Consider the following 25,802-nt stretch of genomic DNA (forward strand, 5'->3'; position numbering starts at 1 on the left):
CAGGGCGGGGGATCGTGATCGCGTTGTGATCGGTGACCGGTGCCGGTGCGGGCGTCCCCGGGGCTGCCGCCCCAGACCCCGGCTTCGGACTGAACGGCCTCGTCCTCGAACTCCCCCAGCGGAGGCACCCCCAGACGGGCAGACAAGGGTGCCCGCACTCACAAAAGCGAAGGAACCTCCGCCGCCGAAACCTCCTTCGCCGCCCTCTCCACCGCGCTCGCCAGCAGGGCCAGGTCGGTCGGGCCGTTGCCCAGTTCGCGGACCGGGCGGCGGGCCGGGGGGTCCCCCATGCGGTGCCACTCGAGGGCGACCACGGTGGGGCGCTGGGTCGCCGTGCGGGGAATGCGGCCCGTGACCCGGCCCGTCTGGAATGCGGTGGTCCTGCCGTCCGGAGTGGTCAGACGGCCACGGCCGGGCGCCGGTTCGTCGGGACCGCCGGCCGGTGTGTCCAGGGTGATGCGCAGGGTGGCCTGCCGGGCCGGTTCCGTCTCCGCCGTACGGCCGCCCGTGCCGGCCGCCGCGACCAGGTGGACGCCGAGCCGCTCGCCCTCCTTCGCCACCGCCTCCAGCGCCCGCATCACGGAACCGGCGGCCGGGCGGCCGGGCGAACCGAGCGCGGGGGAGACCAGGGCGTCCAGGTCGTCGACCACGACCACCAGACGGGGGAGCGGGGGCGGCGGAGTCTCCGTGCGCCCGCGGGCCGCGGCACCGGCCGCCGGCCGCAGCCGCAGCGTCGAACTCGGCGGGGCCTCTATGTCGGCGGCGCCCGCGGCGGCGGGGCGGGTGCGCTGCGGGACGATACGGCCGGAGATCTCCCGCCGGCCGTGCCAGTCGGTGAAGTCGGAGCGGCCCAGCAACTCGGCCCGCCGCTTCAGCTCGGCGCTCAGCGACTGCGCCAACTCCCGCATCCGCACGGGGTCGTTGGCGGTCAGGTGGGTCGTGACATGCGGTATGTCCGTGCAGACCCGCAGGCCCTCGCCGTGCCCGGCACCCGTGCCGACGCCGTCACGGCCGTCGATCAGGACGATCCCGAGCCGGTCGGGGCGCTCGGCGGCGGCCAGCGAGGCGACCACCGCCCGCAGCAGCTCCGTACGGCCGCTGCCGGGCGGGCCCTCGATCAGCAGATGCGGTCCCTCGGCCACCAGGTCGGCGGTGAGCGGGCCGCGCGGTCCGGCGCCGAGCACCGCCCGGGCCCGGCCGCCCAGCGACTCGGTGTCGTCGGCCGCGTCCGCCCAACGGGCCATCAGCGAGGCCGGAGTGGCCCGCGCCAGCCCCAACTCGTCCAGCAGCCGGGCGGACTGGGGGAGCGGGGCGGCGACACGGGTGTGCCGGTCGGCGCCCGGGCCGTCGGGGCGCAGCGGCGCCAGCGCCCTCGCGAACCGCTCGGCCCAGGCGGGGGAGACCGCGTCCACCGCGGCCAGGGTGCCGGGGCCGATCGGGCCGGCGGTCCCGGCGTGGCCGGTGCGGCCGCCGGCGGAGACCCGCAGGAGGTGCAGCGCCGTCGCCACGTCGCCGCTGAGCAGGGCCACCGCCCCGCACTCCCGGAACGTCGGCGTCACCGCGCACGCCTCCTCGTAGGTCTGGTCGACCGGGGAGGTGGGCGAGGTGGGGGCCGTCTCCGCGAGGCAGAGGACATGCACTCCGGCACGCGGCCCGGCCACCGTCAGCCGCGCCACCGCGTCGCGCAGCGCGGAGCCACCGGGGTCGCCGTCCACGACGACGACCGTGTACGGGCCCGGGAAGCCGCCCTTGCCGTCGTCGTCGGAGCCGAGGTCGGGGCGGGCCCAGGAGGGGCGGTCGGCGGCCTCGGGGAACGCGGCGTCCGCCGCCGTACGGGCCGGGGCGGGAACCGGCGCCGGGCGGTCGGACGGGGTGGCCGGCCTGCGGGGGGCGGACAGCTCCTCCGTCCGCCGCAGCAGCTCCTCCACGCGGGCCGCCGCCTGTTCGCGGTCGTAGGCCAGCAGCAGGCGGCAGTCCTGGCCGTGCCCCGGGCGGACGTGCGGGAGCCAGCCCAGCCACGACCACTCGGCCGTGCGCTCCTCCAGGGGGCGGGCCCGGTCCGCGCTGATCAGGACTATCTCCAGCAGGTCGGGCGAGTGCAGAGCGGCGAGCTGGGCCAGGACCGCGCGGGCGAGGCCGGCCAGGCGGGTGCGCGGCCCGGCCAGGCCGAGGGCGCCGGCCTCGCGCAGATCCGCGGTGACCGGGACGGCGGGGAGCAGGCCCGAGCCGTCGGGCGTCGGGCGGTCCGCCGTACCGAGCCGGACGGTGAGCGCCTCCGGGTGGCCCGGGCCGCGCTCCCAGAGGCGAGGACCGGGGCCGAGCGCCGTCAGCAGCAGGGCGGCGGGGTCGGGCCAGGTCTCCGGCTGGGCGGGCAGACCGGCGGACGCGGCGCTGCCGTCCTCCGCCGCGGTCTCCTCGGCGGTGGCCGACGGGTGTTCACCGCGCCCGCCGGCCAGCCGGCGCGCCCAGGCTCCGAGCCCGCCGCGCCTGCGGGCGCCGGGCAGGGCGGGGGCTTCGGTACCGCGGAGGGGGGTGCCCTTGCGCCTGCCGGAGGGGGCGGGGGTGTCGGCGGGGTCGTGGGCGAGGGCACCGCCGTCGGCGGGTTCGGGGGCCGCGGGGTGGGTGGCGGTGCCTCCCGCGGCTGCTGAACTCCGGCCGCTTCCGACGCCTCCGGCACTTCCGGAGGGGGCCGGGCGCTCGCCGAGCACTCCGTAACGGCCGGCATGCGTGTCGCCCGAACCGTGCTGCACGGCCGAGCCGGGTGCGGTGCCGGGGCCCTGTGGCGCGTCGGGGCCGAGTGCGGCTCCTGAACCGTGGTGCCCACCGGGGCCGTATGCGGCTTCGGATTCCTGGGAGGGGACGGGACCGTATGCGGCGCCCGAGCCGTGCGCCGTGCCGGACGCGCCGCGCGGGCCCGGCAGGGTGCCCGTGCCGCGATTCCCGGTCGACGGATGCCCGTGCCGGTCACCGTCGTACCGGCGCTCGGCCGACGGCGGCCCGGCCTTCGGCCCGGCGGCCGACGGGAACCCGCCCGGCTGCCCGCCGTCCCCGGCCGGTGGTCCGCCCGCCCGCCCGGTCCACGACTGCCCGTCTCCACGGCCGGCCGCCGGCAGCCCGCCCCGGCTCTCGATCCGCGGTGCGTCCCCCTGGGCCGGTACGACCGGTGGCTCCGCAGGGCCGTGCTCCTGACCCCCGGCCGCGCCGCCCGCGGCTCCCCAGCCCGCCGTGCCGTAGGCGTGATGGGTACGGCCGGCTGGCCCGGCCGTACCGCCCCCGGCGGCGGAACCTTCGCCGTCGGTCCCCTCGCCGCCCGTCAGCACCCGCACGCACCCCTCTCCGTCGGGTGTCGTGCCCACCCGAGCCCCCGGCCCCCCGGACGGCGTAAGCCGCAGGGCCGATTCCCCGATGCGCAGGAGCGAGCCCGGGGTGAGGCGGATCGGGCGGTCGGTGACGCGGGTGCCGTCCATGACCGTTCCGTTGGTGGAGTGCAGGTCGGCGACCGAGACCCGGCCGTCGGCGGCGACCGTGACCGCGCAGTGCAGCCGGGAGACGTCCGGGTCGTCGAGCGGGACGTCGGCGTCGGCGGAGCGGCCGATGGTGATCTGGCCGCCGTGCAGGAGGTGGACCCCGCCCGCGTCCGGGCCGGCGATCACGTGCAGCTGGGTCGGGGCGTCGTCCAGCTCGGGGTGCGGCTCGGGGGCCACGGGCGCGCCCAGGGACAGCACGGCGCCGTCGACCAGCGGGGGCTCGCCCAGGACGCGGCGGCGGGCGTCCAGCCGCTCCGTCCCCGCGTACAGCACGACCGGGGCGCCGCTCGGCTCACGGCCGCCCAGGCTGCCGTCCCCGGTGACCGCCGAGGCCAGCCCCGACGCCACCGCGGCCAGGTCCGTCCCCGCGGGCGCCGTCACCAGCACGTCGCGGCTCACGGCCCGGCCCCGCTGCGCGGCAGGGCCCAGCGGGTCTACGACGGTCAGCCGGATCTGCATCGCCGTCAGCGGTCCCTTCTGCGCGGGCGCGGAATTCCCCCCACCGCCACGAGCACGTCGGCCAGTTCTGCTGTCAAACGCATCCTCGCACCTGCCACTGACAACGCGCCCATGCCCCGATGGTAAGTGATCTTGATTGGTCAGCTCTGCCCCCAAAAGTGCCTGACCAATACCGTGCGCGCGATCACTTGAGATCGGTCACGTCCGCGCCCGGCAACCAGCGGACCGAAGCGAGCGTCTTTCCATCGAACGCAGGCCGGAACGGCAACGTATGGGGATACGTCGGGAACGCTTACGGCCCCTACTGGGAAGGGGAAAGCACAGCCGGACGACAGCCCGGTCCCAGGCACCACGGCACTACAGTGGGTCGGACACATGGGTCGGAGACATTCAGCAAGCAGCAGGGAGCGCATGACGTGCGGCCGGTAGGCAGCAAGTACCTCCTGGAGGAGCCGCTGGGACGCGGCGCCACCGGTACCGTCTGGCGTGCCCGCCAGCGGGAGACCGCGGGCGCCGAGGCAGCCGTGGCCGGCCAGCCCGGCGAGACCGTCGCGATCAAGGTCCTCAAAGAAGAGCTCGCGAACGACCCCGACATCGTGATGCGCTTCCTGCGGGAGCGCTCCGTCCTGCTCCGGCTCACCCACCCGAACATCGTGCGGGTCCGGGACCTCGTGGTGGAGGGCGATCTCCTCGCTCTCGTCATGGACCTCGTCGACGGCCCCGACCTGCACCGCTACCTGCGCGAGAACGGCCCCTTCACGCCCGTCGCCGCCGCCCTGCTCACCGCCCAGGTCGCCGACGCGCTCGCCGCCAGCCACGCCGACGGCGTGGTCCACCGCGACCTGAAGCCCGCCAACGTGCTGCTCGCGCAGTACAACGGCCAGATGCACCCGATGCTGACCGACTTCGGCATCGCCCGCCTCGCCGACTCCCCGGGCCTGACCCGCACCCACGAGTTCGTCGGCACGCCCGCGTACATAGCGCCGGAGTCCGCCGAGGGCCGCCCGCAGACCTCCGCCGTCGACATCTACGGTGCCGGCATCCTGCTGTACGAGCTGGTCACCGGCCGCCCGCCGTTCTCCGGCGGCAGCGCCCTGGAAGTCCTCCACCAGCACCTCAGCGCCGAGCCCCGCCGCCCCTCCACCGTCCCCGACCCGCTGTGGACGGTCATAGAACGCTGCCTGCGCAAGAACCCCGACGACCGCCCCAGCGCCGAGAACCTCGCGCGCGGCCTGCGGGTCGTCGCCGAGGGCGTCGGCGTGCACGCGAACTCCGCGCAGATCGCGGCGGCCGAGGGCGTCGGCGCGCTGCTCGCCCCCGACCCGGCCCCGGCCGCCGTGCCGGGCTCGGCCGACCCGACCCAGGTGCTCCCGAACACGGGTGCGCCGATGGGGGCGTACGACCCGAACGCCGCGACCAGCGTCCTCCCGCACTCCGGCCAGCCGGGGCCGTTCGGCGCCGCCGACCCGACCGCCGTGCTGCCGAACACCGGCGCCGCCGACCCGACGGCCGTCATGCCGCCGATGCCCCAGGGGCAGCCGGGCCAGCCCGGCCAGCAGCAGCCGGAACAGCCGCACCCCTGGCAGACCCAGCTCCGCGCGGCCCGCGACCGCAACGAGCAGACCCAGGTCCAGTACCTCGACCCGGGCGAGGACCCGCTGCGCCGCCGCCCCCAGCGCCAGGTGGCCCGGCCGCAGCCCCAGCAGCAGCCGCGCCAGGCCCCGCAGCAGCAGCCGGTACGCCGGCCGCAGCCGCGCGGCGGACAGGGCGGGTACGGCCAGCAGCAGCCCGCCGGCTACGGGCAGCAGCAGCCTGCCGGGTACGGCGGCGGCCGGCCGCAGCAGTACGCTCCGCCGCCGCAGCAGCCCCAGCAGCGCTACGCGCCCCCCGCCGAGCCGCAGCAGCGCGCCCCGCGCGAGCCGCGGCAGCGCAGCGCCAACCCGATGCGGATCCCCGGGCTCGGCTGCCTCAAGGGCTGCCTGTTCCTGGTCGTCATCCTGTTCGTCGCGGGCTGGCTGATCTGGGATCTGACCCCGGTGCACACGTGGGTCGGGCAGGGCAAGGGCTACTGGCACCAGCTGAGCGACTGGGTGAGCTCGGTCAGCAATTTCATCGGCGATCTGGGCAACGGCTCCGGAAACTGACCGCGACTCTGGGGATTTGTCGACACCTGGCGGGTGATTTCCGCCTCCGTGGTGAAGGTTGGCTCGTCGGACGCGTACTTTTGTCGGCAACACGCGTCTGTAGGAGCAGCCTTGGCACGGAAGATCGGCAGCCGGTACACCGCCCACCAGATCCTGGGGCGGGGCAGCGCCGGCACGGTGTGGCTGGGCGAGGGGCCGGAGGGGCCCGTCGCCATCAAGCTGCTGCGTGAGGATCTCGCGTCCGACGAAGAGCTGGTGGGCCGCTTCGTGCAGGAGCGCACGGCCCTGCTGGGCCTCGAGCACCCGCACGTGGTGTCCGTCCGTGACCTGGTCGTCGACGGCAACGACCTCGCCCTCGTCATGGACCTGGTCCGGGGCACGGACCTGCGCACCCGCCTGGACCGGGAGCGGCGGCTCGCGCCCGAGGCGGCCGTCGCCATCGTCGCGGACGTCGCGGACGGGCTGGCGGCGGCGCACGCGGCGGGGGTCGTCCACCGGGACGTGAAGCCGGAGAACATCCTCCTCGACATGCAGGGTCCGCTGGGGCCCGGGGGCTCCCACCCGGCGCTGCTGACCGACTTCGGCGTCGCGAAGCTCATCGACTCCCCGAAGCGGACCCGCGCCACGAAGATCATCGGTACGCCGGACTACCTGGCCCCGGAGATCGTCGAGGGCCTGCCGCCCCGCGCGTCGGTGGACATCTACGCGCTCGCGACGGTCCTGTACGAGCTCCTCGCGGGCTTCACGCCCTTCGGCGGCGGCCACCCCGGAGCGGTCCTGCGCCGCCACGTCACCGAGACCGTCGTCCCGCTCCCCGGCATCCCCGAGGAGCTCTGGCAGCTGCTCGTCCAGTGCCTGGCGAAGGCGCCGGCCTCCCGGCTGCGGGCGTCCGAGCTGGCCGCGCGGCTGCGGGAGCAGCTGCCGATGTTGGCGGGGATGCCGCCGCTGGACGTCGACGAGCCGGAGACGGAGACGGAGGAGGAGGCCGAGGAGTCGGCGGCCGCCGCCGCTCCGCCCACGGAGGAGCAGCGGATGCGGCGCCGGGGGGCCGTCTCCCTGGTGCCGGGCGCGAAGCCGGACTCCAACCGGGACACGCACACGTCGATGAGGGTGCCGGGGCCCGACGAGCTGGCGGGCGGCGCCCGGGGCACGGCGCGGGCACCGAGGGCGTCGGGGGCGCCGCGGCCGGGGTCGGCACGGCACCGGGTGGCGGCGCGGCGACGCAAGGTGACGTTCGCGGTGGCGGGGGTGGTGGTGGCCGCGGTGGTGGGCGTCGGCGCGTGGCTGGCGACGTCGGGTGACGACTCGGCTCCGCCGCAGGAGACGCACAGCTCGTCGACGCCGTGACCTGCCGGTGGCTCCGCCGACTTTTCCCACCCACCCACCCGACTCGGTAGCCCACAGGACCACCGCCGCGGGGCTCCGCCCCGGACCCCGAAGAGCAGCGGACGCCCACCCGGCTCGGTAGCCGACAGGGCCACCGCCACGGGGCTCCGCCCCGGACCCCGGAGGGGAGCTGACGCCCGCCCGGCTCGGGGGCCCACAGGACCACCGCCGCGGGGCTCCGCCCCGGACCCCGGAGGGGAGCGGACGCCCACCCGGCTCGGTAGCCGACAGGGCCACCGCCACGGGGCTTCGCCCCGGACCCCGAAGAGCAGCGGACGCCCGCCCGGCTCCGGTGGGGTGAAGGGGGACCGTCACGGACCCCGGCCGAGGCCCGGACCCGACCGGGACCTGAGTGGGCGGGGACGCCCGTCGGCCATCCTCGGTTGGCGGAGCCGTTACGCTGGAGGCGTGGCAGTCGTCGATGTATCCGAAGAGCTCAAGTCCCTCTCCTCGACCATGGAGTCGATCGAGGCCGTTCTGGACCTCGACAAGCTGAGGGCAGACATCGCCGTGCTCGAGGAGCAGGCGGCCGCGCCGTCCCTGTGGGACAACCCGGACGAGGCGCAGAAGATCACCAGCAAGCTGAGCCACCTCCAGGCCGAGGTCAGGAAGGCGGAGGCGCTGCGCGGACGGATCGACGATCTCTCCGTGCTCTTCGAGATGGCCGACGAGGAGGACGACCCGGACACCCGCGCCGAGGCCGAGTCCGAGCTCGCCGCCGTCAAGAAGGCGCTGGACGAGATGGAGGTCCGGACGCTGCTCAGCGGGGAGTACGACTCCCGGGAAGCGCTGGTGAACATCCGCGCCGAGGCCGGTGGCGTCGACGCCGCCGACTTCGCCGAGAAGCTGCAGCGCATGTACCTGCGCTGGGCCGAGCAGCACGGCTACAAGACCGAGCTCATCGAGACGTCGTACGCCGAAGAGGCCGGCATCAAGTCGACCACCTTCGCCGTGCAGGTGCCGTACGCCTACGGGACCCTCTCCGTGGAGCAGGGCACGCACCGCCTCGTGCGCATCTCGCCGTACGACAACCAGGGCCGCCGCCAGACCTCCTTCGCCGGTGTCGAGGTACTCCCCGTGGTCGAGCAGTCCGACCACGTCGAGATCGACGAGAGCGAGCTCAGGATCGATGTGTACCGGTCCTCCGGGCCCGGCGGCCAGGGCGTCAACACCACCGACTCCGCCGTGCGCATCACGCACCTCCCCACCGGAATCGTCGTCTCCTGCCAGAACGAGCGGTCGCAGATCCAGAACAAGGCCACCGCGATGAACGTCCTCCAGGCCAAGCTCCTCGAGCGGCGCCGCCAGGAGGAGCAGGCCAAGATGGACGCCCTCAAGGGCGACGGCGGCAACTCCTGGGGCAACCAGATGCGGTCGTACGTGCTGCACCCGTACCAGATGGTCAAGGACCTGCGGACCGATTACGAGGTGGGCAACCCCGAGGCCGTGTTCAATGGCGAGATCGACGGCTTCCTGGAGGCCGGAATTCGCTGGCGCAAGCAGCAGGAGAAGTAACTTTGTCGACTTGCCCACGGTGAGTCGACCGACCTGGAACTGCCGCCCCTGTGGCGGCAGTTCTCGTATGTCTGGGTTTTACGTCACACTCACACGCTTCAACTCCCGGCATTGGGTGCGCAACTGGACATCGCGCACGCAACGGCCTTGACGTGCTCTTGGAAAATGGGAAGGGTGAAGTGTGGCATGCGTATCTCTGGGGCGCATGTGAACCGGGGGCCTTGAACATTCGTAGCTGTCTCCGTCGAGCACCGGCCCCGAGCGCCGCCGCACAGACGATCAGCTACTGGGGGTAGCAACCATATGACGAAGAAGACGCGTCTCCGCGTCGCGCGGATAGCCGCCGGCGCAGTGATCGCAGCCGGCGCCTCTCTCACGGCAGCCGGCGCCGCTTCCGCTCTGGACATCGGCGTGAGCGTGACCGGCAGCGGTGTCAGCGCGACCGTCGACACCGGCGATGACGATGGCGGGACGGGCGCGCCGTGCGACATCGTCGTGGACCCGACCTGTGACGACGGTGGTACCAGCGGTACCGGCGGTACGGACAGCGGTGGCACCGACACGGGTGGCACGGACACCGGCGGTACGGACACCGGTGGCACCGACACCGGCGGTACGGACACGGGTGGCACGGACACCGGTGGCAGCGACACGGGTGGTTCGGACACGGGTGGCGGCGACACCGGGGGTTCGACGACCGGTGGCAGCGACACCGGCGGTTCGGACACGGGTGGCGGCGACACCGGCGGCTCGACGACCGGCGGTTCGACCACGGGTGGCTCGACCACCGGTGGCGGCGACACCGGCGGTTCGACGACCGGTGGCTCGACCACGGGTGGTTCGTCCACCGGCGGCAGCGGTGACAGCGGCGGTTCGGCCACGGGCGGCTCGTCCACCGGCGGCTCGACCTCCGGCGGCACCGGCACCGACGGCAACTCCGGCACCTCCGCCCAGGAGGCCGGCACCTCCGCGCTCACCGACACCGGGTCCTCGAACACCGAGGCCCAGGGTGGTGGCAAGCAGCTCGCCGAGACGGGTGCCGGTCAGACGGCGTTCCTCCTCGTCGGCGCGGCCACGATGATCGCCGGCGGTATCGGCTTCCGCGTTCTGCCGCGCCTCGTGGGCGGCCGCGGCGGCGCTGCCGCCTGACGGTAGCCGATCGCTCACGGAGCGTAGGCGCGTTACAACGGACGAAGGGCCCTGAGCAGCGGCTCAGGGCCCTTCGGTCGCTCGTGGGTGAGCTGGCTTCGCGTGTGAGCTTCGTTACGCGGTCTGGTGTGCCGCCAGCAGCGCCACCGCGGCGATCAGCACCGCCAGCAGCCCGATCAGTGCCATCGGGTTCAGACCGCCGAGGAAACTCTCCTGCTGAAGACGCTCGCGGTTGGCGCGGCACACGGGGCACCGGCCTTCGCTCACGGGCGCCGCGCAGTTCGCGCACACCAACCGGTCGTACGTCATGCGCTCGCCCTCCTTGCACCGGCCATTACCTACACAACGCCCCGTGGAACGAGAACGTTCCCCTCCCACTGTGCCAGGTTCCCCCGGAAAGAGCGCGGCCGTCCGCGGACCTCGCCCCGGCACTCCTGGGCGTTCCGGAGAGACTGCCCCGGAACAAAACCGCACAAGCCTCACCCAACAGTGACCGGCGCCTGCGCTTCCTCACCCGACTCGCGTATGGTCACGCTCATCTACCCCCGGCGACCCGTGGTGCATCCGTGATCCGATTCGACAATGTCTCCAAGGTCTACCCCAAGCAGACCCACCCCGCACTCAGGGATGTGTCCCTGGAAGTGGAGAAGGGCGAGTTCGTCTTCCTCGTGGGGTCCTCCGGCTCCGGAAAGTCCACCTTCCTGCGGCTGATCCTGCGCGAGGAGCGATGCAGCCACGGCCAGGTGCACGTCCTCGGCAAGGACCTCGCCCGGCTGTCCAACTGGAAGGTGCCGCAGATGCGCCGCCAGCTCGGGACGGTCTTCCAGGACTTCCGGCTGCTGCCCAACAAGACGGTCGCCGAGAACGTGGCCTTCGCCCAGGAGGTCATCGGCAAGTCGAAGGGCGAGATCCGCAAGTCCGTGCCCCAGGTGCTCGACCTCGTCGGGCTCGGCGGCAAGGAGGACCGCAGGCCCGGCGAGCTGTCCGGTGGTGAACAGCAGCGCGTGGCCATCGCGCGCGCCTTCGTGAACCGGCCCAAGCTGCTGATCGCGGACGAGCCCACAGGCAACCTCGACCCGCAGACCTCGGTCGGCATCATGAAGCTGCTGGACCGCATCAACCGCACCGGCACCACCGTGATCATGGCCACCCACGACCAGAACATCGTGGACCAGATGCGCAAGCGCGTCATCGAGCTGGAGAAGGGCCGCCTCGTCCGGGACCAGACCCGAGGCGTCTACGGCTACCAGCACTGACCGCGACTGTCCACGGAAAGGCATAACCCGACGCCATGCGCGCCTCGTTCGTACTGTCGGAGATCGGAGTCGGTCTCCGCCGCAATCTGACGATGACCTTTGCGGTCGTCGTCTCGGTCGCCCTGTCCCTGGCGCTCTTCGGTGGCTCGCTCCTGATGAGCGACCAGGTCAACACCATGAAGGGCTACTGGTACGACAAGGTCAACGTCTCGATCTTCCTCTGCAACAAGAGCGACGCCGAGTCCGACCCCAACTGCGCCAAGGGCGCCGTGACCGAGGACCAGAAGAAGCAGATCCAGGCCGACCTCGGCAAGATGTCGGTGGTCGAGAAGGTCACCTACGAGTCCCAGGACGAGGCGTACAAGCACTACAAGGAGCAGTTCGGCGACTCGCCGCTCGCCGACTCCCTCACGCCCGACCAGATGCAGGAGTCGTACCGGATCAAGCTCAAGGACCCGGAGAAGTACCAGGTCGTCGCGACGGCCTTCGACGGCCGTGACGGGGTCCAGTCGGTCCAGGACCAGAAGGGCATCCTCGACAACCTCTTCGGCCTGCTCAACGGCATGAACTGGGCGGCCCGCATGGTCATGGCCCTGATGCTGGTGGTCGCCCTGATGCTGATCGTCAACACGGTGCGCGTCTCCGCGTTCAGCCGTCGGCGCGAGACCGGCATCATGCGCCTGGTCGGCGCCTCCGGCTTCTACATCCAGGCCCCGTTCATCGCGGAGGCCGCCGTCGCCGGCCTGATCGGCGGCACGGTCGCCTGCGGATTCCTGGTGATCGCCCGGTACTTCATCATCGACCACGGCCTGGACCTGTCCCACAAGCTCAACTTGATCAACTTCATCGGCTGGGACGCCGTGTTGACCAAGCTCCCCCTCATCCTCGCAACGAGCCTCCTGATGCCCGCGCTTGCCGCGTTCTTCGCGCTGCGCAAGTACCTGAAGGTGTGACGCATGCCAAGAGGGCCGTACGGGCAACAGCCCGTGCGGCCCTCTTGCCTTGTCCTAGACTCACCCGCATGTCAGGCCGAGAGCTGTTCTGTCAGCCCCGCCGGGTTCGCCGGGGGGCGGCTCTGACGTTGGTGTTCGCAGGGCTGTTGGTGACCGGGGCGGCCACCGGGGCGTTTCCCGACCCGGGGCAGTCCGACCGGAAGACGCCCACCGGGGCCGCCCGTGCGAACACCGGGCACGAGGACGTCGCGAAGGCCGCCGCCGAGGCGATGGCCGACGGCAAGTCCCCCGTGGAGGCGGCGGAACGGGCCGTCAGCCGCAGCGGGGACCGGTGGGCCGCGGTCTACTCCGAGGGCGAGTACCAGGAGTTCGAGGAAGCGCTGGACGGCCAGTACACGGGCGTGGGGCTGTGGGCCCGGCGGACGGCGGACGGCCGGATCGACGTGACCAAGGTGCAGGCCGGGTCGCCCGCGGCGGCCGCCGGCATCAGGAAGGGCGACCGGCTGCGCAGCATCGACGGCGAGGACGTCGACGGGCGGCCCGTCACCGACGTCGTCTCGTTACTGCGCGGTGACGCCACCGACGCCCCCGCCGGTACGACCGTCACCCTCGCCCTCCAGCGTGGCACGCGCGCGTGGAGCGAGACCCTGCGCCGGGCGCTGCTGTCCACCGACTCGGTGACCGTGCGGAGGCTGACCGCCGGTATCACCGTCATCAGGATCTCCGCCTTCACCAGGGGCTCCGGGGAGCTGGTGCGCACCGCCGTCCGGCAGGCCCCGGCCGACGGCGGGATCGTCCTCGACCTGCGCGGCAACTCCGGCGGCCTGGTCAGCGAGGCCGTCACCGCCGCCTCCGCCTTCCTCGACGGCGGCCTGGTCGCCACCTACGACGTCGACGGCGCCGAGCGCTCGCTGCACGCCGAGCCCGGCGGCGACACGGCGAGACCCCTGGTCGCGCTCGTGGACGGCGGCACGATGAGCGCGGCCGAGATGCTCACCGGCGCCCTCCAGGACCGCGGCCGTGCGGTCGTCCTCGGCTCCCGCACCTTCGGCAAGGGCTCCATCCAGATGCCGACCCGCCTCCCCGACGGCTCGGTCGCCGAGCTCACCGTCGGCCACTACCGCACCCCCTCCGGTCACGTCGTGGACGGCCGGGGCATCACTCCCGACCTGGAGGTGTCCTCCGGGGCGCTGGAGCGGGCGGAAACCGTGCTGAGCGGCCTCGGCGATCCGTCGTAACCCGCGGAACCCCTGCTAATCCGCTTCCCCCGCACCCCCTCCGTAGTGCGAAAATGGACGGCACTATGGCCAAGGGAATGTACGTACCGAAAGAGTCCCAGCAGAAGCAGCAGGGGACGGCCGCCAAAGCCAGGGACGGCGAGAAGGGCGGCAAGCGCAAGATCGTCGCGCAGAACAAGAAGGCGCGGCACGACTACGCGATCATCGACACCTACGAGGCCGGTCTCGTCCTGTCCGGCACCGAGGTGAAGTCGCTGCGTCAGGGCCGGGCCTCGCTGGTCGACGGCTTCGTGCAGATCGACGGGAACGAGGCGTGGCTGCACAACGCGCACATCCCCGAGTACAGCCAGGGCACCTGGACGAACCACTCGGTGCGCCGCAAGCGCAAGCTGCTGCTGCACCGGGAGGAGATCGACAAGCTGGAGGTCAAGGCCCAGGAGACCGGTCACACGATCGTGCCCCTCGCCCTGTACTTCAAGGACGGCCGCGCGAAGGCGGAGATCGCGCTCGCCCGCGGCAAGAAGGAGTACGACAAGCGGCAGACCCTGCGCGAGCAGCAGGACCGCCGGGAGGCCGGGCGCGCCATCGCGGCGGCGAAGCGGCGGCAGCGCGAGGCCTAGGGCTGCGGGAATGTAGTGGCATCGGCGCGCGTTGGTCACGTACGATGGCACCAACACCGGGGGAAGCCGGTGTGAAGATTGAAAAGTCAACATGGGGATGATCGGTTTCGACAGCGGATGTCGAGGCAGGGGAAGCGTGTCGAGAAAGCGGCCATGATCTCGTAAACCACAGGCCGAAAAAAATAATCGCCACTTCCAAGCGCGATTCCTCCCAGCAGGCCTTCGCCCTCGCTGCCTGATCTCAGGTAGCGACAGCGAGCCTCCTACAAAGGGAGTGTCAGCCCGGGGCTGTTCCCGACCCGGATCCTGGCATCAGCTAGGGGACTAAACCTTGATCCCGGTCACGGGGTGAAGAGGGAAATCTAACAGTGACTGGGCCCGTCGGCGACTTGTTCGCGTGATTGCCGGGGCCGAGAAAAGCACAGCGAACTGCACACGGAGAAGCCCTGGTTCCGCACCGTTGGACGCGGGTTCGATTCCCGCCATCTCCACAGTCTCCATGTTGCGAGGGCCCGGTGGTCGCAGACCACCGGGCCCTCGTCGTGTCTGCGGGATACGTGATCGGAGTGAGCATCGCATGACGTCCGGAGAACCGCGGAGCCTGCTCGTGCGGGCGCGGGGCGAGCCGTCTCCGCTGTACGAGCCGGAGGATCCGGCGGCCTGCGACGACCTCGGCGCCTTCACTCGCGCCGTCCCGCTGGACGACGACCGGCCGGCCCTCCCGGCTGACCTGGCGGACGAGCTGCGCTCCTGGTCGCTGTCCCGCCCGCCAGAGGGCTTCGGCTCCCGCCCCGACCTGCGCAAGCACGTCAAGCGGGGGCTGGAGATCGCTCATCGTCTGGCCGAGCGGCTGGGGCCGGCGTGGTCGGTGCGCTACTGGGACGAGCGGCACCGGACGGCGAAGTGGCTGTGCTGGGGCTGCGACCGCCTGCACTGGGAGCGCGACGAACACGGCACCCCGCCGCATCCGCTCGACCTCACGGTCGAGGGCGAGTACCGGTACGGTCCGCTGCGCTCCGACGGCTTCGGGGACTTCTTCCCCGACGACCCGGCCGCCGGACTGACCGTGTCCGACGACCTCGTCTCCGATCTGTACACCTGGGCGAAGTCCATCGACACCACCCTGAACCTGTATCTGCGGGACCGGGACGAGGCCAAGCACGAGGACGAGTGGCAGCGGCTGTTCCACGAGGGCGCGGAACTGGCGAAACGGGTCGCCCACGAGTCCGGCCCCGCCCGGAGGGTGACCTACAAGGGCGTGGCGAACGGCGGCCTGACCACGATGACGTCGGTCACCTGGCAAGGGGACCGGCAGGTGTAGCCGCCGGAGCCGGTTTTGCCCGGACGGCGTTCAGCCCCGGGGCGACTCCCGGAGCGGAACGCCGTTTCGTGTGCGCCCATCAGGGTGCCTGGCGCGGCGCTGTGCTCGCGCGTTCCGTCAGCCGGGGCGCCAGCAGCGTCGCCTCCGGCACCTCACCGTCCCCGGCCAGCTTCCGCATCAGCAACTCCGCCGCCCGTTCGCCGAGTTCCGCGGTCGGCAGGGCCACCGAGGTCACCGGGACGCGCAGCCCCGCCGCCAGTTCGTCCGGGCAGATCGCGGTGATCGACAGGTCGGTGGGGACGCGGAGGCCGAGCTTTTCGAAGGCGTCGACGAGGGGTTCCAGGATCGCCTCGTTGTGGACGACGACACCCGTCAACGCCGGTTGTTCCCGGAGCAGTTGCTCGGCGACCCGGCGCGCCCCCGCCGGCGTCGCCTCGCACGGGTGGACGGAGGACGCCATCCCGTTGCGGTCGGCGGCGGCCGTGAAGCCCTGGACGACGCGCTGGGCGAACGCGGTCTTCCGGACGTACACCTCGGGTGGGGAGCCGACCAGCGCGACCACCCGGTGGCCCAGCCCCGCCAGCCGCTCCACGCACAGCTCGCCGGCCGCCCGGAAGTCCAGGTCGACGCAGGTCAGGCCCTCGGCGGCGGCCGGGAAGCCGATCAGTACCGACGGTCGTTCCAGTGCGCGCAGCAGAGGCAGCCGGGGATCGTGGAGCTGGACGTCCATCACGATCAGCGCGTCGACGAGGGCCGTGTCGGCGACCCGGTGCAAGCCCTCCTCGCCCTCCTCCTGGGTCAGGAGCAGCACGTCGTGGTCGTACCGGCGGGCCGTCGTCACCACCGACACCGCGAACTGCATCACCACGGGGACGTGGATGCCGGTACGCAGCGGGACGACCAGGGCGAGGACGTTGGAGCGGCTGCTGGCGAGGGCGCGGGCGCCGGCGTGCGGGCGGTAGCCCAGTTCGCGGATGGACGCCTCGATACGGCGCCGGGTCTCGTCGGAGATCGGGCGCTTGCCGCTGAGCGCGTAGGACACCGTGCTGGGGGAGACCCCGGCGTGCCGGGCCACGTCGGTGATCTTCACCATCAGCCCAGCTCCAGGGAGAGGAACCCGGTGCCCGCCTGTGCTCGTGCGGTGCGCTCCCCGGCCGTCAGGTTCCAGGGCGCCGCCGGGTCGCTGCACGAGGCCCGCAGGGTGTCCCCTTCGCGTACGACGGTGAAGGTGACGTCGCCGACCGGGACCGTGACCCGGGCGCCGCGGTCGAGGCCGAAGGCGTGCAGGGTCACCCCGTCGGCGTGGTCGTAGTCGGGGCGGTCCGGCACCGCGCCGACCGGGATCACTGCCCCGGGGCGGACCAGGAGCGGGACGCTCAGGAAGCCGTGGTGCTCGCGGACCCAGCGGGGGCCGGTGACCGTCTCGCCGGTCAGGAAGCGGGTCCAGGTACCGGCGGGACAGTAGTACGTCACATGCCCCTCGTCCGAGAACACCGGCGCCACCAGCAGATCCGCCCCCAGCATGTACTGCCGCTCCAGATGCGCGCACCCCGGATCGTCCGGGAACTCCAGCACCATCGCCCGCATCAGCGGCACCCCCTCCGCCGAGGCGGTGCGCGCGGCCTCGTACAGGTACGGCATCAGGCTCAGCTTCAGCCGGGTGAAGTGCCGCAGCACGTCCACCGACTCCTCGTCGAACAGCCACGGCACCCGGTACGACGACGAGCCGTGCAGCCTGCTGTGCGAGGACAGCAGGCCGAAGGCCAGCCACCGCTTGAACAGCGCCGGTGTCGGGGTGCCCTCGAAGCCGCCGATGTCGTGGCTCCAGAACCCGAAGCCGGACAGGCCCAGCGAGAGCCCGCCGCGCAGCGACTCGGCCATCGACTCGTAGGTCGCCTCGCAGTCCCCGCCCCAGTGCACGGGGAACTTCTGGCTCCCGGTCGTCGCCGACCGCGCGAACACGACCGCCTCTCCTTCGCCCCGGTGCTTGCGCAGCACCTCGAAGACGGTCCGGTTGTAGAGGTAGGTGTAGTAGTTGTGCATCCGCTCGGGGTCCGAGCCGTCGGACCAGGCCACGTCCACCGGGACCCGTTCCCCGAAGTCGGTCTTGAAGCAGTCGACGCCCTGCGCCAGCAGGGCCTCCAGCTTGGCCGCGTACCAGTCACGCGCCGCCGGGGACGTGAAGTCCACCAGCGCCATCCCCGGCTGCCACAGGTCCCACTGCCACACGCTCCCGTCCGGTCGCCGCAGCAGGTGTCCCAGCTCCTTCCCCTCGGCGAACAGCGGCGACCGCTGCGCGATGTACGGGTTGATCCACACGCACACCCGCAGCCCGCGCTCGTGCAGCCGTCCCAGCATCCCCTCCGGATCCGGGAACACCCGCGGATCCCACCGGAAGTCGCACCAGTTGAACTCCCGCATCCAGAAGCAGTCGAAGTGGAAGACGGAGAGCGGCAGTTCGCGCTCCCGCATGCCCTCGATGAAGGACGTCACCGTCTTCTCGTCGTACGACGTCGTGAAGGACGTGGACAGCCAGAGCCCGAAGGACCAGGCGGGCGGCAGCGCCGGCCGGCCGGTGAGGGCCGTGTACTTGCGCAGGATGTCCTTCGGGGTCGGGCCGTGGATGACGTAGTACGTCAACTGCTGCGACTCGACGCTGAACTGGACCCTGGAGACCGCCTCGGAGCCGACCTCGAACGACACCTTCCCCGGGTGGTCGACGAAGACCCCGTAGCCCGCGTCGGTCAGATAGAAGGGGGTGTTCTTGTAGGCCTGTTCGGTGGCGGTGCCGCCGTCGGCGTTCCAGATGTCGACGACCTGGCCGTTCTTGACCAGCGGGCCGAAGCGTTCGCCGAGGCCGTAGACCGAGGTGCCGACGCCGAGGCCCAGCTGTTCCCGCAGGTAGTGGGCGCCCGTGGCGGTGTCCCGCATGATGCCCATGCCCTTGGGGCCGCTGGAGGTGAGGGTGCGGCCGCCGGAGAGGAAGTCGAGCCGCCAGGGGGCGGTCCGGCTCAGCCGCAGCGTCAGCGAGCCGGACGTCAGGGTCGCGTACGCGTCGTCGTACGACACCTGCGAGGCGAAGTCGTCCCGCCGCAGCTCGAACTGCGGGCCGCGTGGCCGCTCGCCCTCGAAGTGGGTGAAGGTGACGCCGATGACGTCGGGCATCGGGGTGTGCGCGCTGATCGTCAGGACCGGTCCCTTCAGCAGGTCGCCGCGGTGGCGGATGGGCTGGGTCGGCGCGTGGATCTCCAGTGCGCCGTCCGCGGCCGTCACGTCGAGGACCTCGACCGGGTGGGCCGCGGTGACGCCCTCGCGCAGCAGCCAGTAGCCGTCGGTGAACTTCACGCACGAACCTCCTATTTGACGGCTCCCACGGCGATCCCCCGGGTGAGCGTCCGCTGGAAGACGAGGAAGAAGACGATGGCCGGGAGCACGCCGAGCAGGGCGGCTGCGTTGGTCATCGTGGCGTCCATCAGACGCTGGCCCTGGAGGACGCCGAGGGCGACGGACACCGTCTGGTTGTCGTTGGAGATCAGCATGACCAGCGGCAGCAGGAACTCGTTCCAGGTCCAGATGAAGAAGAAGACCAGGAGCACGCCCAGGGTCGGGCGGCTGACGGGTACGACGATCCGGACCAGGATCTGCCACTTGTTCGCGCCGTCGATCCGGGCCGCCTCGACGATCTCGCGCGGGAACCGGCCGAGGACGGCGGAGAGGAGGTACGTCCCGAACGCCGACTGGATCACCGTGAACACGATGATCACGCTGAGCCGGGTGTCGTAGAGGCCCGCCTCCTTGCTGAGGTAGTAGAGCGGGTAGACCAGCGCCTCCTGCGGCAGCAGGTTGGCGAGGACGAAGAAGGCCAGCACCCAGGTACGGCCCCGGATCCGGCCGATGCCGATCGCGTACGCGTTGAGGACGGAGAGGCCGGTGGCGAGCAGCGCGACCGAGCCGCTGATGAGGACCGAGTTGATCAGCTTCCGGGTGTAGTCGACGCGCTGCCAGAAGTCCTTGAGGCCGTCGAGGTAGAGGCCGTGGGGGAGGCTCAGCGGGCCGTTCCGGGAGTACTCCGCCGGGGACTTCACCGCGTTGACCGCCACGATCAGGAACGGGACGACCATGAAGAGCGCGGCGAGGCAGAGGGCGAGGAGGACGGGGTAGCGGCGCAGGGCGGTCATGTCGTCTCCCCGTCCTCCGCGCGGCTCTGCAGCTTCAGGCCGAGCACGGCCAGGACCAGGATGATCACCGTGAGAACCGTGGAGATCGCCGAGCCGTAGCCGACCTGGGTCTTCTCGAAGAACGTGGTGAAGGAGAAGTAGGAGGGGACGTCGGTGGCGCCGCCCGGGCCGCCCTTGGTCAGGACGTACACCGCGCCGAAGACCTTCAGCGCGGCGATCGTGCACCAGGTCAGGACGACGTACACCTCGGGGCGGATCTGCGGCAGCGTGACGTGCCAGAAGCGGCGCCACCAGCCGGCGCCGTCCAGCTCGGCCGCCTCGTACAGCTGGGGGTCGACCCGGCCCAGCCCCGCCATGAACACGACCAGCGGGAAGCCGATCTGCACCCAGACCAGCACGCCCATCACGGTGTAGAGGGCGAGGTCCGGGTCGCCTAGCCAGTCCTGCTGCCAGGAGCCGAGTCCAACCGCCTTCAGCAGGGCGTTGAGGGAGCCGTTGTCCGGTGCCAGGATCCAGCTCCAGACGATGCCGGCGACCGCGACCGGCAGCACCTGGGGGAGGTAGAAGCAGGCGCGCAGGACGGCCGCGATCCGGGTGCCGAAGTGCTTGCCGACGTAGTCGAACAGGGCGGCGGCCAGGACCAGTCCGAGGGCGGTCGGGACCGCGGCCATCGCCACGACCATGAAGAGGCTGTGCCGGAACGAGCCCCAGAACTCGGAGTCGTGCAGCAGCTCGCGGTAGTTGGCGAGACCGGACCAGTGCGGGCTGCCCACGCCCTGCCAGTCGGTGAAGCTGACGCCCGTGTTCATCAGGAACGGGACGATCACGACCGCCAGGAAGGCGAGGGCGCCGGGGAGGAGGAAGAGGGCGTACGAGTCCCGGCGCACCCTCACTTGCTGCCCTTGTCGTACGCCGTCTGGAGGTTGCTCAGATAGGCGTCCGGCTTCTCGCTGCCGGTGATCAGCTTCTGGGTCTCGGAGACGAGGGTGTCGTAGAAGCCGGCGACCGGCCAGTCGGGGTAGAAGGCGAGGCCGTCGCGCTTGCTGACGGTGTTGAAGTTGGCGATGAGCTGCTTCGACTTGGGGTCGGTGATGGCGCTCGCGTCGGCGGCGACCGGGACTCCGCCCTTGTTGCCGAGCAGGTTCTGGATCTTCTTCGACATGGTGATGTCGATGAAGTCGTAGGCCAGGTCCTTGTTCTTGGAGTTCTTCGGTACGACCCAGAGGTTGCCGCCGGAGCCGAGGGTGAGGTTCGAGCCGGGCCACAGGAAGCTGCCCCAGCCGAACTTGGCCTCCGACTGGAAGCGGCCGTACCACCAGCTGCCGGAGAACAGGATCGGTGACTTGCCCTGGATGAAGGAGACCCCGGCCTGCTCGGCGGTCGTCCCGGACGACGTCTTCGCGATGTAGCCCTTCTTCACCCAGTCGGCGAAGGTGGTCGCCGCGTACGTCCAGGCCTGGTCGTGGAAGTCGACCTTGCCCTGGTAGAGCTCGTAGGCGTCGACCCACGAGCGGTCGGCCTTCGAGAGCGCCAGCTGGTAGAGGTACTGCTGGGCCATGTACTCGGAACCGGCGTCGGCGAGCGGGGTGACCCCCTTCGCGACGAACGTGTCCATCGCCGCCGTCAGGTCGTCGAACGTCTTCGGCTCGGCGATCCCGTACTTCTCGAACAGGTCCTTGTTGTAATAGACCATGGTGTACTCGGCGTAGTTGGGCACTCCGTACCACTTGCCGGAGCCCATCACGCCGTCGGCGTCGTACTGGCTGGTGGTGCGCACCCCCGCGCTGAGCTTCTTGTCCCAGCCGCGCTTGGCCGCCTCGGCGGTCAGATCGGTGAGCAGGCCCTGCTTGGAGAGCAGACCGGCCGTCGCGTTGCCCTTGTTGTACTCCATGATGTCGGGGGCGTCGGAGGAGTTCAGGACCATCTGCGCGGTCTTCTGGATCTGCTCGAAGCTCTTCTCCTCGTACTTCACCTTCACGCCCGGGTGGGTCGCCTCGAACTCCTTGATGGCCTCGTTCCAGGCGACACCCATCGCGCTGGTCGGACCCTCGTAGTGCCACAGCCTGAGCGTCTTCCCGTCGGACGTGCTGCCGCCCGAGCCGCCGCAGGAGGTGAGGAGCAGCGATCCGGCGAGGATCACCGCCCCGCTCACGGTTCGCCTTCGTGCCGTCAACATCCAATGCCTCCAGGGGAGTCGGATGGATGGTGCTCGTCCCGCGTCGAATCGGTTCGATGCGGGACGTCGAAGCGCTTCGACGGAGGACGGTAGGTGCGGGCTGTGAGGGCGTCAATGGGTGCGGCGGGAATTGGGCGAAGCGATTCGACTGGCGGTGTTCACGGCCAGGGCCGCGACGGCCGCCGCGGCCGGGGTGGCGAAGGCGGCCGTCGGTGAGAGGTGGTCCGCCGCCCAGCCGCCGAGCGCGGAACCGCAGGCGATGCCGGTGAGCAGGGCGGTGACGACCAGGCTCATCCCCTCGTTGAGGCGGTCCGCGGGGGCCCGGTCCTGGACCAGGGTCATCGCGGTCACCATGGTCGGGGCGGTCGCCATGCCGGCCGCGAGCAGCGCGGGGGCGAGGGCCCAGAGGCTGTCGAACGCGCGCGTGGCGAGCAGCGGGAGGGACATCAGGGCCGCCATCGACAACAGGCAGCCGGGGAGCCTGCGTTCGGCCGGACAGGTCGGCCTGAGCGCCCCGTACAGCAGGCCCGCCGCGCACGAACCGGCGGCCTGGAGGGCGAGCACGGCACCCGCCGCCGAGCGGTGGCCCTGGGCGTCGGCGTAGGCGATGGTGACGACCTCCATCGAGCCGAACACCGCGCCGGTCGCGACGAAGCAGGCCAGGAGCGGGCCGATGCGCAGCGGTGTGCGGGCGGTGCCCGTGCCCGCCCGGGGCGGCGGCTCGGTGGCCCGCTGGGCGGCGAACAGCAGGGCGCCGGTGAGCAGCAGCACCGCGCCGACCAGCGTGCCGGCCTCCGGGAAGAACGTGCCGGTCAGGAAGGAGGCGAGGACCGGCCCGAGCATGAAGCACAGCTCGTCGGCGGCCTGTTCGAAGGAGTTCGCGGTGTGCAGGGCGCCCGGGTCGTCGCGCAGCAGGTGGGCCCAGCGGGCCCGGGACATGCCGCCGAGGTTGGGGGTGGTGGCGGTGGCCGCGTAGGCGGCGAACAGGGTCCAGTCCGGGGCGCCGTAGCGGACGCAGAGCAGCAGGGCGAGGCTGCCGAGCACGGCGGTGACGGTCGCGGGCACGGCGACCCGGGCCTGCCCGTACCGGTCCACGAGCCGGGCGATCCAGGGCCCGGCGAGACCGGTGGCGGCGAGGCCGGTCGCGGTGACGGCTCCGGCGAGGGCGTACGAGCCGCGCGACCCGGCGATCATCACGACCGCGCTGACACTGAACATGCCCATGGGGAGCCGGGCCAGCAGGTTCCCGGCGGTGAAGGCGCGGGTGCCGGGGAGGGCGAAGAGGCGGCGGTAGGGGCCGGGTGGGCGGTGGCGGGAGCGGGCGCTGGAGCGGCCGTCGAACCGGGGGCTGAAGTCGACGGTGACGAGGGAGTCGGCGGTGACGGTGTGGACGGTCTCGCGGGGGCCCGGCTGGGTCGGTTGCGGCATGGACACCACCGTCGCGCCGGGCCGATCAAGGGGTCCAACACCTGCTCGGCGCCGATTCACGCACCTGTGTTGTAAGTTCGCGTGATGTCAGCACCCGCCCACGTCGACCCCCGCCTGCTGCGCGTCTTCGTGACCGTCGCCGAGGAGCTCCACTTCACCCGCGCCGCCACCCGGCTGTACGTCGCCCAGCAGGCGCTCAGCCGTGATGTACGGCGGCTGGAGCGGGAGCTCGGCGCCGAGTTGTTCCTGCGCAGCACGCGGCAGGTCAGCCTCACCGCCGACGGCGCCCGGCTGCTGCCGTACGCCCGCCGGGTGCTGGCCGCCCAGGACGCCCTGCTCGCCGCGTTCGGGCAGGCCCGGCCCCTGCTGGTGGACCTCAACTCCCCGGGTCTGGAGACCGCCCGCCGCGTCCTGTACCGGGCCCGCGAACTCGCCCCCGACTGCGAGCTGATGGCCCGCTACGAGAGCGGGCTCACCGGGGCGGCGGCGGAACTCCTCGCGGGGCGGCTCGACGCGTCCTTCGGACGGTTCGCGGGACTGGATCCGGCGCTGCGCTCCGGACTCGAACACCAGCCCGTGCGGTTCGAACCCATGGCCGTAATTCTCCCCTCCGATCACCGGCTCGCAGCCCTGGACGCGGTGCCGCTGGCCGCGCTCGGGGGCGAGACGGTGTACGCCGGTGCCGGGAACGAGCGCACCCTGGAATGGACTGACCTGGCCTTTCACCTCTTCGAGGGACGAGGCGCCGCGGTCGCGCCGCCGCTGCCGCTGGCCGTCGGGGAGGAGGAGTTCCAGCGAGTCATGGCCAAGGACCGCTATCCCATCCTCGCGGTAGTGGGATTTCCGGCCATACCTGGAAGCGTGTCGCGGCCGCTGGTCGATCCGGTCCCGTTGTCGCCTGTGTCGCTCGTGTGGCGAAAGGGGCTGGTCCATCCGGGACTCGACGCGTTGCGGCGGGCGGCCGCCGAGATCGGGCGGGCGGAACGGTGGCTTCAGCGGCCGGCCGACGGATGGATTCCGGCCAGTGATCAAGAGGTGATGGACGACCACAAATGACACATCGGGAACACGGATCTCCCCCGTGCGCTAGCTTCATGGGCCCGAGCGCGGAGAGCTGCAAGGGGGCGCTCGGAGCGGGTTGGGGGCCCGTTCCGTTGACGTGTGCTCGGGTTCGTCAGTGCGCCCGGAACACTCCCGTGGGGGGATGTACGCGCGTGAAAAATTGGCGAGAAGAAACCCAACCCGAATTGCCACAGGTGGTCCTGGATGCCCGTGATGTTCCGGTGACGGGAGACGACGGAGACGACGGGGCCGACGGGGCGGCGGCGGGCGCTGCGGGCGCCGACGGTGGCGGGGCTGCCTGGGCCGCGGGAGCCGTCGGGGCCGCGGGAGCCGTCGGGGAGACCGAGGTGCTGCGGGCCGGGTCGTTACGGGACCCGTGGAGCGTGGTCGAGCCGCCGATCCCGGTGTTTCTGCGGGACCCCGCCCCGGACCTCGTCCACGACCCCGACGAGGTGACCGTCCAGAACGACGTCGGCGCCGTACGAATACGGCCGGCAGGGCCGGCAGGGCCGATACGGTCCGCCGCGGCGGCGGCCTCCGGTGCTCCCGGAGGCTCAGGCGCTCCCGACGCCCCCGTTCCCGTTCCCGTCCCCGTCTTCGTCGACGAGTCCGGGCGCCGCAGCCGCCGGCTCCGCAGGCTCGGGATGGCCGTCGGCCTCGCCTGTGCGGTCTACGCGGTCGTCATCGTCGTCACCCTGCTGTCCGGTAGTTCCGCCGCGCCCTGGCTGCCGGTGCCCGGACAAAACGCCGACAGGCCCGCCGGCAAGGTCGACGACTCGCCGCGGCCCGCGCGGTCGCCCCGGTCCTCGGACGACGGCTCCTCGGTGGCCGGCCCGGCCGTGAGCGGCGGTACGGCCCCGTCGGCCGGCGCCTCCTCCCGTGCACCCGGGAGCGGAAAGGGGTCCGCCCGGCCGAGCGCGTCGGCGTCCGCGCGGCCGACCTCGTCCTCCGGGGTGACGGTCACCTCGCCGAAGCCCGGGTCGTCGTCCGTCTCCGCTCCGCCGTCCACGTTGCCGCCCTCCTCCGACGCGCCCTCCTCTCCCGTCTCCTCGCCGCCGCCGGTCTCGCCCAGCGAGTCGGTCGCCCCGACCGGCGGCCCGGTCGCGCAGGGCGCGCCCCGGCACACCCGCACCGGCGGCGCCTCCGCTCCCGCCCCCGTCCTCTGATGCCGCCCCGCACCCGGCGCTGCTCGACCGCTTCTGGCGCGTCCCGGCGCCGCTCGACCGCCTCCGGCGCGTCCCGGCTGGATGTTCGTGGTGGTGTGGCCGCTGATCGGGGTGGCGGTGGTGGCATTCGGGTGGGTGGAGGACGTGGCGGCGGGGAGGGGGCGCGGGTGTGGCCCGACGGGGCACGCCGGGGGATGCCACGCCGCAGGGCGTGAGTCAATCCC

19 protein-coding genes and 1 other RNA gene are annotated in these 25,802 nt (G+C 72.1%); 12 read left to right on the plus strand and 8 right to left on the minus strand.

Translation table 11 applies throughout. From position 1 onward, the window contains the following. Nucleotides 1-158 precede the first annotated feature (158 nt). Nucleotides 159-3,986, minus strand: a complete 3,828-nt coding sequence (locus ACFY0P_RS14545) for an FHA domain-containing protein (RefSeq protein WP_388911646.1) — start codon at nt 3,984-3,986, stop codon at nt 159-161. Nucleotides 3,987-4,402: 416 nt separating this feature from the next. Here ACFY0P_RS14545 and ACFY0P_RS14550 point away from each other — a divergent pair, with 416 nt between their 5' ends. The 4 genes from ACFY0P_RS14550 (at nt 4,403) to ACFY0P_RS14565 (ending at nt 10,180) form a co-directional block, all read left to right on the plus strand. Continuing rightward, nucleotides 4,403-6,130, plus strand: a complete 1,728-nt coding sequence (locus ACFY0P_RS14550) for a serine/threonine-protein kinase (protein ID WP_388911649.1) — start codon at nt 4,403-4,405, stop codon at nt 6,128-6,130. 111 nt (nt 6,131-6,241) lie between these two features. After that, entirely contained in the window at nt 6,242-7,477 is a 1,236-nt protein-coding gene (locus ACFY0P_RS14555; RefSeq protein ID WP_388911652.1) for a serine/threonine-protein kinase, read from the plus strand. A 447-nt stretch (nt 7,478-7,924) separates the two neighbouring features. Continuing rightward, on the plus strand, nt 7,925-9,031 hold the full coding sequence (prfB, locus tag ACFY0P_RS14560) for a peptide chain release factor 2 (RefSeq protein ID WP_388911655.1): 1,107 nt from the start codon (nt 7,925-7,927) through the stop codon (nt 9,029-9,031). Nucleotides 9,032-9,334: 303 nt separating this feature from the next. After that, nucleotides 9,335-10,180, plus strand: a complete 846-nt coding sequence (locus ACFY0P_RS14565; protein ID WP_388911657.1) for a hypothetical protein — start codon at nt 9,335-9,337, stop codon at nt 10,178-10,180. 114 nt (nt 10,181-10,294) lie between these two features. On the opposite strand, the gene ACFY0P_RS14570 is transcribed toward ACFY0P_RS14565, so the two are convergent. Then, nucleotides 10,295-10,489, minus strand: a complete 195-nt coding sequence (locus ACFY0P_RS14570; RefSeq protein WP_089106595.1) for a hypothetical protein — start codon at nt 10,487-10,489, stop codon at nt 10,295-10,297. A 257-nt stretch (nt 10,490-10,746) separates the two neighbouring features. On the opposite strand from ACFY0P_RS14570, the gene ftsE reads away from it, so the two are divergent. The 6 genes from ftsE (at nt 10,747) to ACFY0P_RS14600 (ending at nt 15,568) form a co-directional block, all read left to right on the plus strand. Beyond that, nucleotides 10,747-11,436: a cell division ATP-binding protein FtsE gene (ftsE, locus tag ACFY0P_RS14575; protein WP_093502302.1), complete on the plus strand. Its 690-nt coding sequence runs from the start codon at nt 10,747-10,749 to the stop codon at nt 11,434-11,436. Nucleotides 11,437-11,471: 35 nt separating this feature from the next. After that, the gene (gene ftsX, locus ACFY0P_RS14580) at nt 11,472-12,389 is read left to right on the plus strand and encodes a permease-like cell division protein FtsX (RefSeq protein ID WP_093502304.1); all 918 of its coding nucleotides are present in this window, start codon (nt 11,472-11,474) and stop codon (nt 12,387-12,389) included. A gap of 68 nt (nt 12,390-12,457) precedes the next feature. Beyond that, on the plus strand, nt 12,458-13,627 hold the full coding sequence (locus ACFY0P_RS14585; RefSeq protein ID WP_388911662.1) for a S41 family peptidase: 1,170 nt from the start codon (nt 12,458-12,460) through the stop codon (nt 13,625-13,627). 77 nt (nt 13,628-13,704) lie between these two features. Next, nucleotides 13,705-14,247 (plus strand): SsrA-binding protein SmpB, encoded by a 543-nt coding sequence (gene smpB / locus ACFY0P_RS14590; RefSeq protein WP_132890680.1) that lies wholly within the window; start codon nt 13,705-13,707, stop codon nt 14,245-14,247. 93 nt (nt 14,248-14,340) lie between these two features. Continuing rightward, nucleotides 14,341-14,741, plus strand: a transfer-messenger RNA (tmRNA) gene (ssrA, locus tag ACFY0P_RS14595). Nucleotides 14,742-14,824: 83 nt separating this feature from the next. Beyond that, complete coding sequence (locus ACFY0P_RS14600) at nt 14,825-15,568, plus strand: hypothetical protein (protein ID WP_388911665.1); 744 nt, start codon at nt 14,825-14,827, stop codon at nt 15,566-15,568. Between the two features lie 79 nt (nt 15,569-15,647). Here ACFY0P_RS14600 and ACFY0P_RS14605 read toward each other — a convergent pair whose 3' ends face one another. The 6 genes from ACFY0P_RS14605 to ACFY0P_RS14630 form a co-directional block, all read right to left on the minus strand. Further along, complete coding sequence (locus tag ACFY0P_RS14605; protein ID WP_388911667.1) at nt 15,648-16,661, minus strand: LacI family DNA-binding transcriptional regulator; 1,014 nt, start codon at nt 16,659-16,661, stop codon at nt 15,648-15,650. Next, nucleotides 16,661-18,913 (minus strand): alpha-xylosidase, encoded by a 2,253-nt coding sequence (gene yicI, locus ACFY0P_RS14610; protein WP_388911670.1) that lies wholly within the window; start codon nt 18,911-18,913, stop codon nt 16,661-16,663. Before yicI ends, ACFY0P_RS14605 begins: the two co-directional genes overlap by 1 nt. An 11-nt stretch (nt 18,914-18,924) precedes the next feature. Continuing rightward, nucleotides 18,925-19,746 carry a carbohydrate ABC transporter permease gene (locus tag ACFY0P_RS14615; RefSeq protein WP_388911673.1) on the minus strand — a complete coding sequence of 274 codons (822 nt, stop codon included), beginning with the start codon at nt 19,744-19,746 and terminating at the stop codon, nt 18,925-18,927. Then, entirely contained in the window at nt 19,743-20,639 is an 897-nt protein-coding gene (locus tag ACFY0P_RS14620) for a carbohydrate ABC transporter permease (protein WP_388911676.1), read from the minus strand. The genes ACFY0P_RS14615 and ACFY0P_RS14620 overlap by 4 nt, the downstream gene beginning before the upstream one ends. After that, nucleotides 20,636-21,922, minus strand: coding sequence for an ABC transporter substrate-binding protein (locus ACFY0P_RS14625; protein ID WP_388911679.1), 1,287 nt, complete (start codon nt 21,920-21,922; stop codon nt 20,636-20,638). The genes ACFY0P_RS14620 and ACFY0P_RS14625 overlap by 4 nt, the downstream gene beginning before the upstream one ends. Before the next feature lie 111 nt (nt 21,923-22,033). Then, nucleotides 22,034-23,350, minus strand: a complete 1,317-nt coding sequence (locus ACFY0P_RS14630) for an MFS transporter (RefSeq protein WP_388911681.1) — start codon at nt 23,348-23,350, stop codon at nt 22,034-22,036. Between the two features lie 84 nt (nt 23,351-23,434). Between ACFY0P_RS14630 and ACFY0P_RS14635 the strand changes: the two genes are divergently transcribed. Continuing rightward, complete coding sequence (locus ACFY0P_RS14635) at nt 23,435-24,406, plus strand: LysR family transcriptional regulator (protein WP_388911684.1); 972 nt, start codon at nt 23,435-23,437, stop codon at nt 24,404-24,406. 227 nt (nt 24,407-24,633) lie between these two features. Further along, nucleotides 24,634-25,578: a hypothetical protein gene (locus tag ACFY0P_RS14640; protein WP_388911687.1), complete on the plus strand. Its 945-nt coding sequence runs from the start codon at nt 24,634-24,636 to the stop codon at nt 25,576-25,578. Nucleotides 25,579-25,802 lie beyond the last annotated feature (224 nt).

This window comes from Streptomyces sp. NPDC001714 (assembly GCF_042892755.1).
Taxonomy (GTDB): Bacteria; Actinomycetota; Actinomycetes; order Streptomycetales; family Streptomycetaceae; genus Streptomyces.

Excerpts from the sequence above, each read along its gene's own strand:
- ACFY0P_RS14545 (WP_388911646.1), bottom strand. The coding sequence starts at position 3,986 with ATGCAGATCCGGCTGACCGTCGTAGACCCGCTGGGCCCTGCCGCGCAG.
- ACFY0P_RS14565 (WP_388911657.1), top strand. The coding sequence starts at position 9,335 with ATGACGAAGAAGACGCGTCTCCGCGTCGCGCGGATAGCCGCCGGCGCA.
- ACFY0P_RS14570 (WP_089106595.1), bottom strand. The coding sequence starts at position 10,489 with ATGACGTACGACCGGTTGGTGTGCGCGAACTGCGCGGCGCCCGTGAGC.
- ftsX (WP_093502304.1), top strand. The coding sequence starts at position 11,472 with ATGCGCGCCTCGTTCGTACTGTCGGAGATCGGAGTCGGTCTCCGCCGC.
- ACFY0P_RS14585 (WP_388911662.1), top strand. The coding sequence starts at position 12,458 with ATGTCAGGCCGAGAGCTGTTCTGTCAGCCCCGCCGGGTTCGCCGGGGG.
- smpB (WP_132890680.1), top strand. The coding sequence starts at position 13,705 with ATGTACGTACCGAAAGAGTCCCAGCAGAAGCAGCAGGGGACGGCCGCC.
- ACFY0P_RS14600 (WP_388911665.1), top strand. The coding sequence starts at position 14,825 with ATGACGTCCGGAGAACCGCGGAGCCTGCTCGTGCGGGCGCGGGGCGAG.
- ACFY0P_RS14605 (WP_388911667.1), bottom strand. The coding sequence starts at position 16,661 with ATGGTGAAGATCACCGACGTGGCCCGGCACGCCGGGGTCTCCCCCAGC.
- ACFY0P_RS14615 (WP_388911673.1), bottom strand. The coding sequence starts at position 19,746 with ATGACCGCCCTGCGCCGCTACCCCGTCCTCCTCGCCCTCTGCCTCGCC.
- ACFY0P_RS14625 (WP_388911679.1), bottom strand. The coding sequence starts at position 21,922 with ATGTTGACGGCACGAAGGCGAACCGTGAGCGGGGCGGTGATCCTCGCC.
- ACFY0P_RS14630 (WP_388911681.1), bottom strand. The coding sequence starts at position 23,350 with ATGCCGCAACCGACCCAGCCGGGCCCCCGCGAGACCGTCCACACCGTC.
- ACFY0P_RS14635 (WP_388911684.1), top strand. The coding sequence starts at position 23,435 with ATGTCAGCACCCGCCCACGTCGACCCCCGCCTGCTGCGCGTCTTCGTG.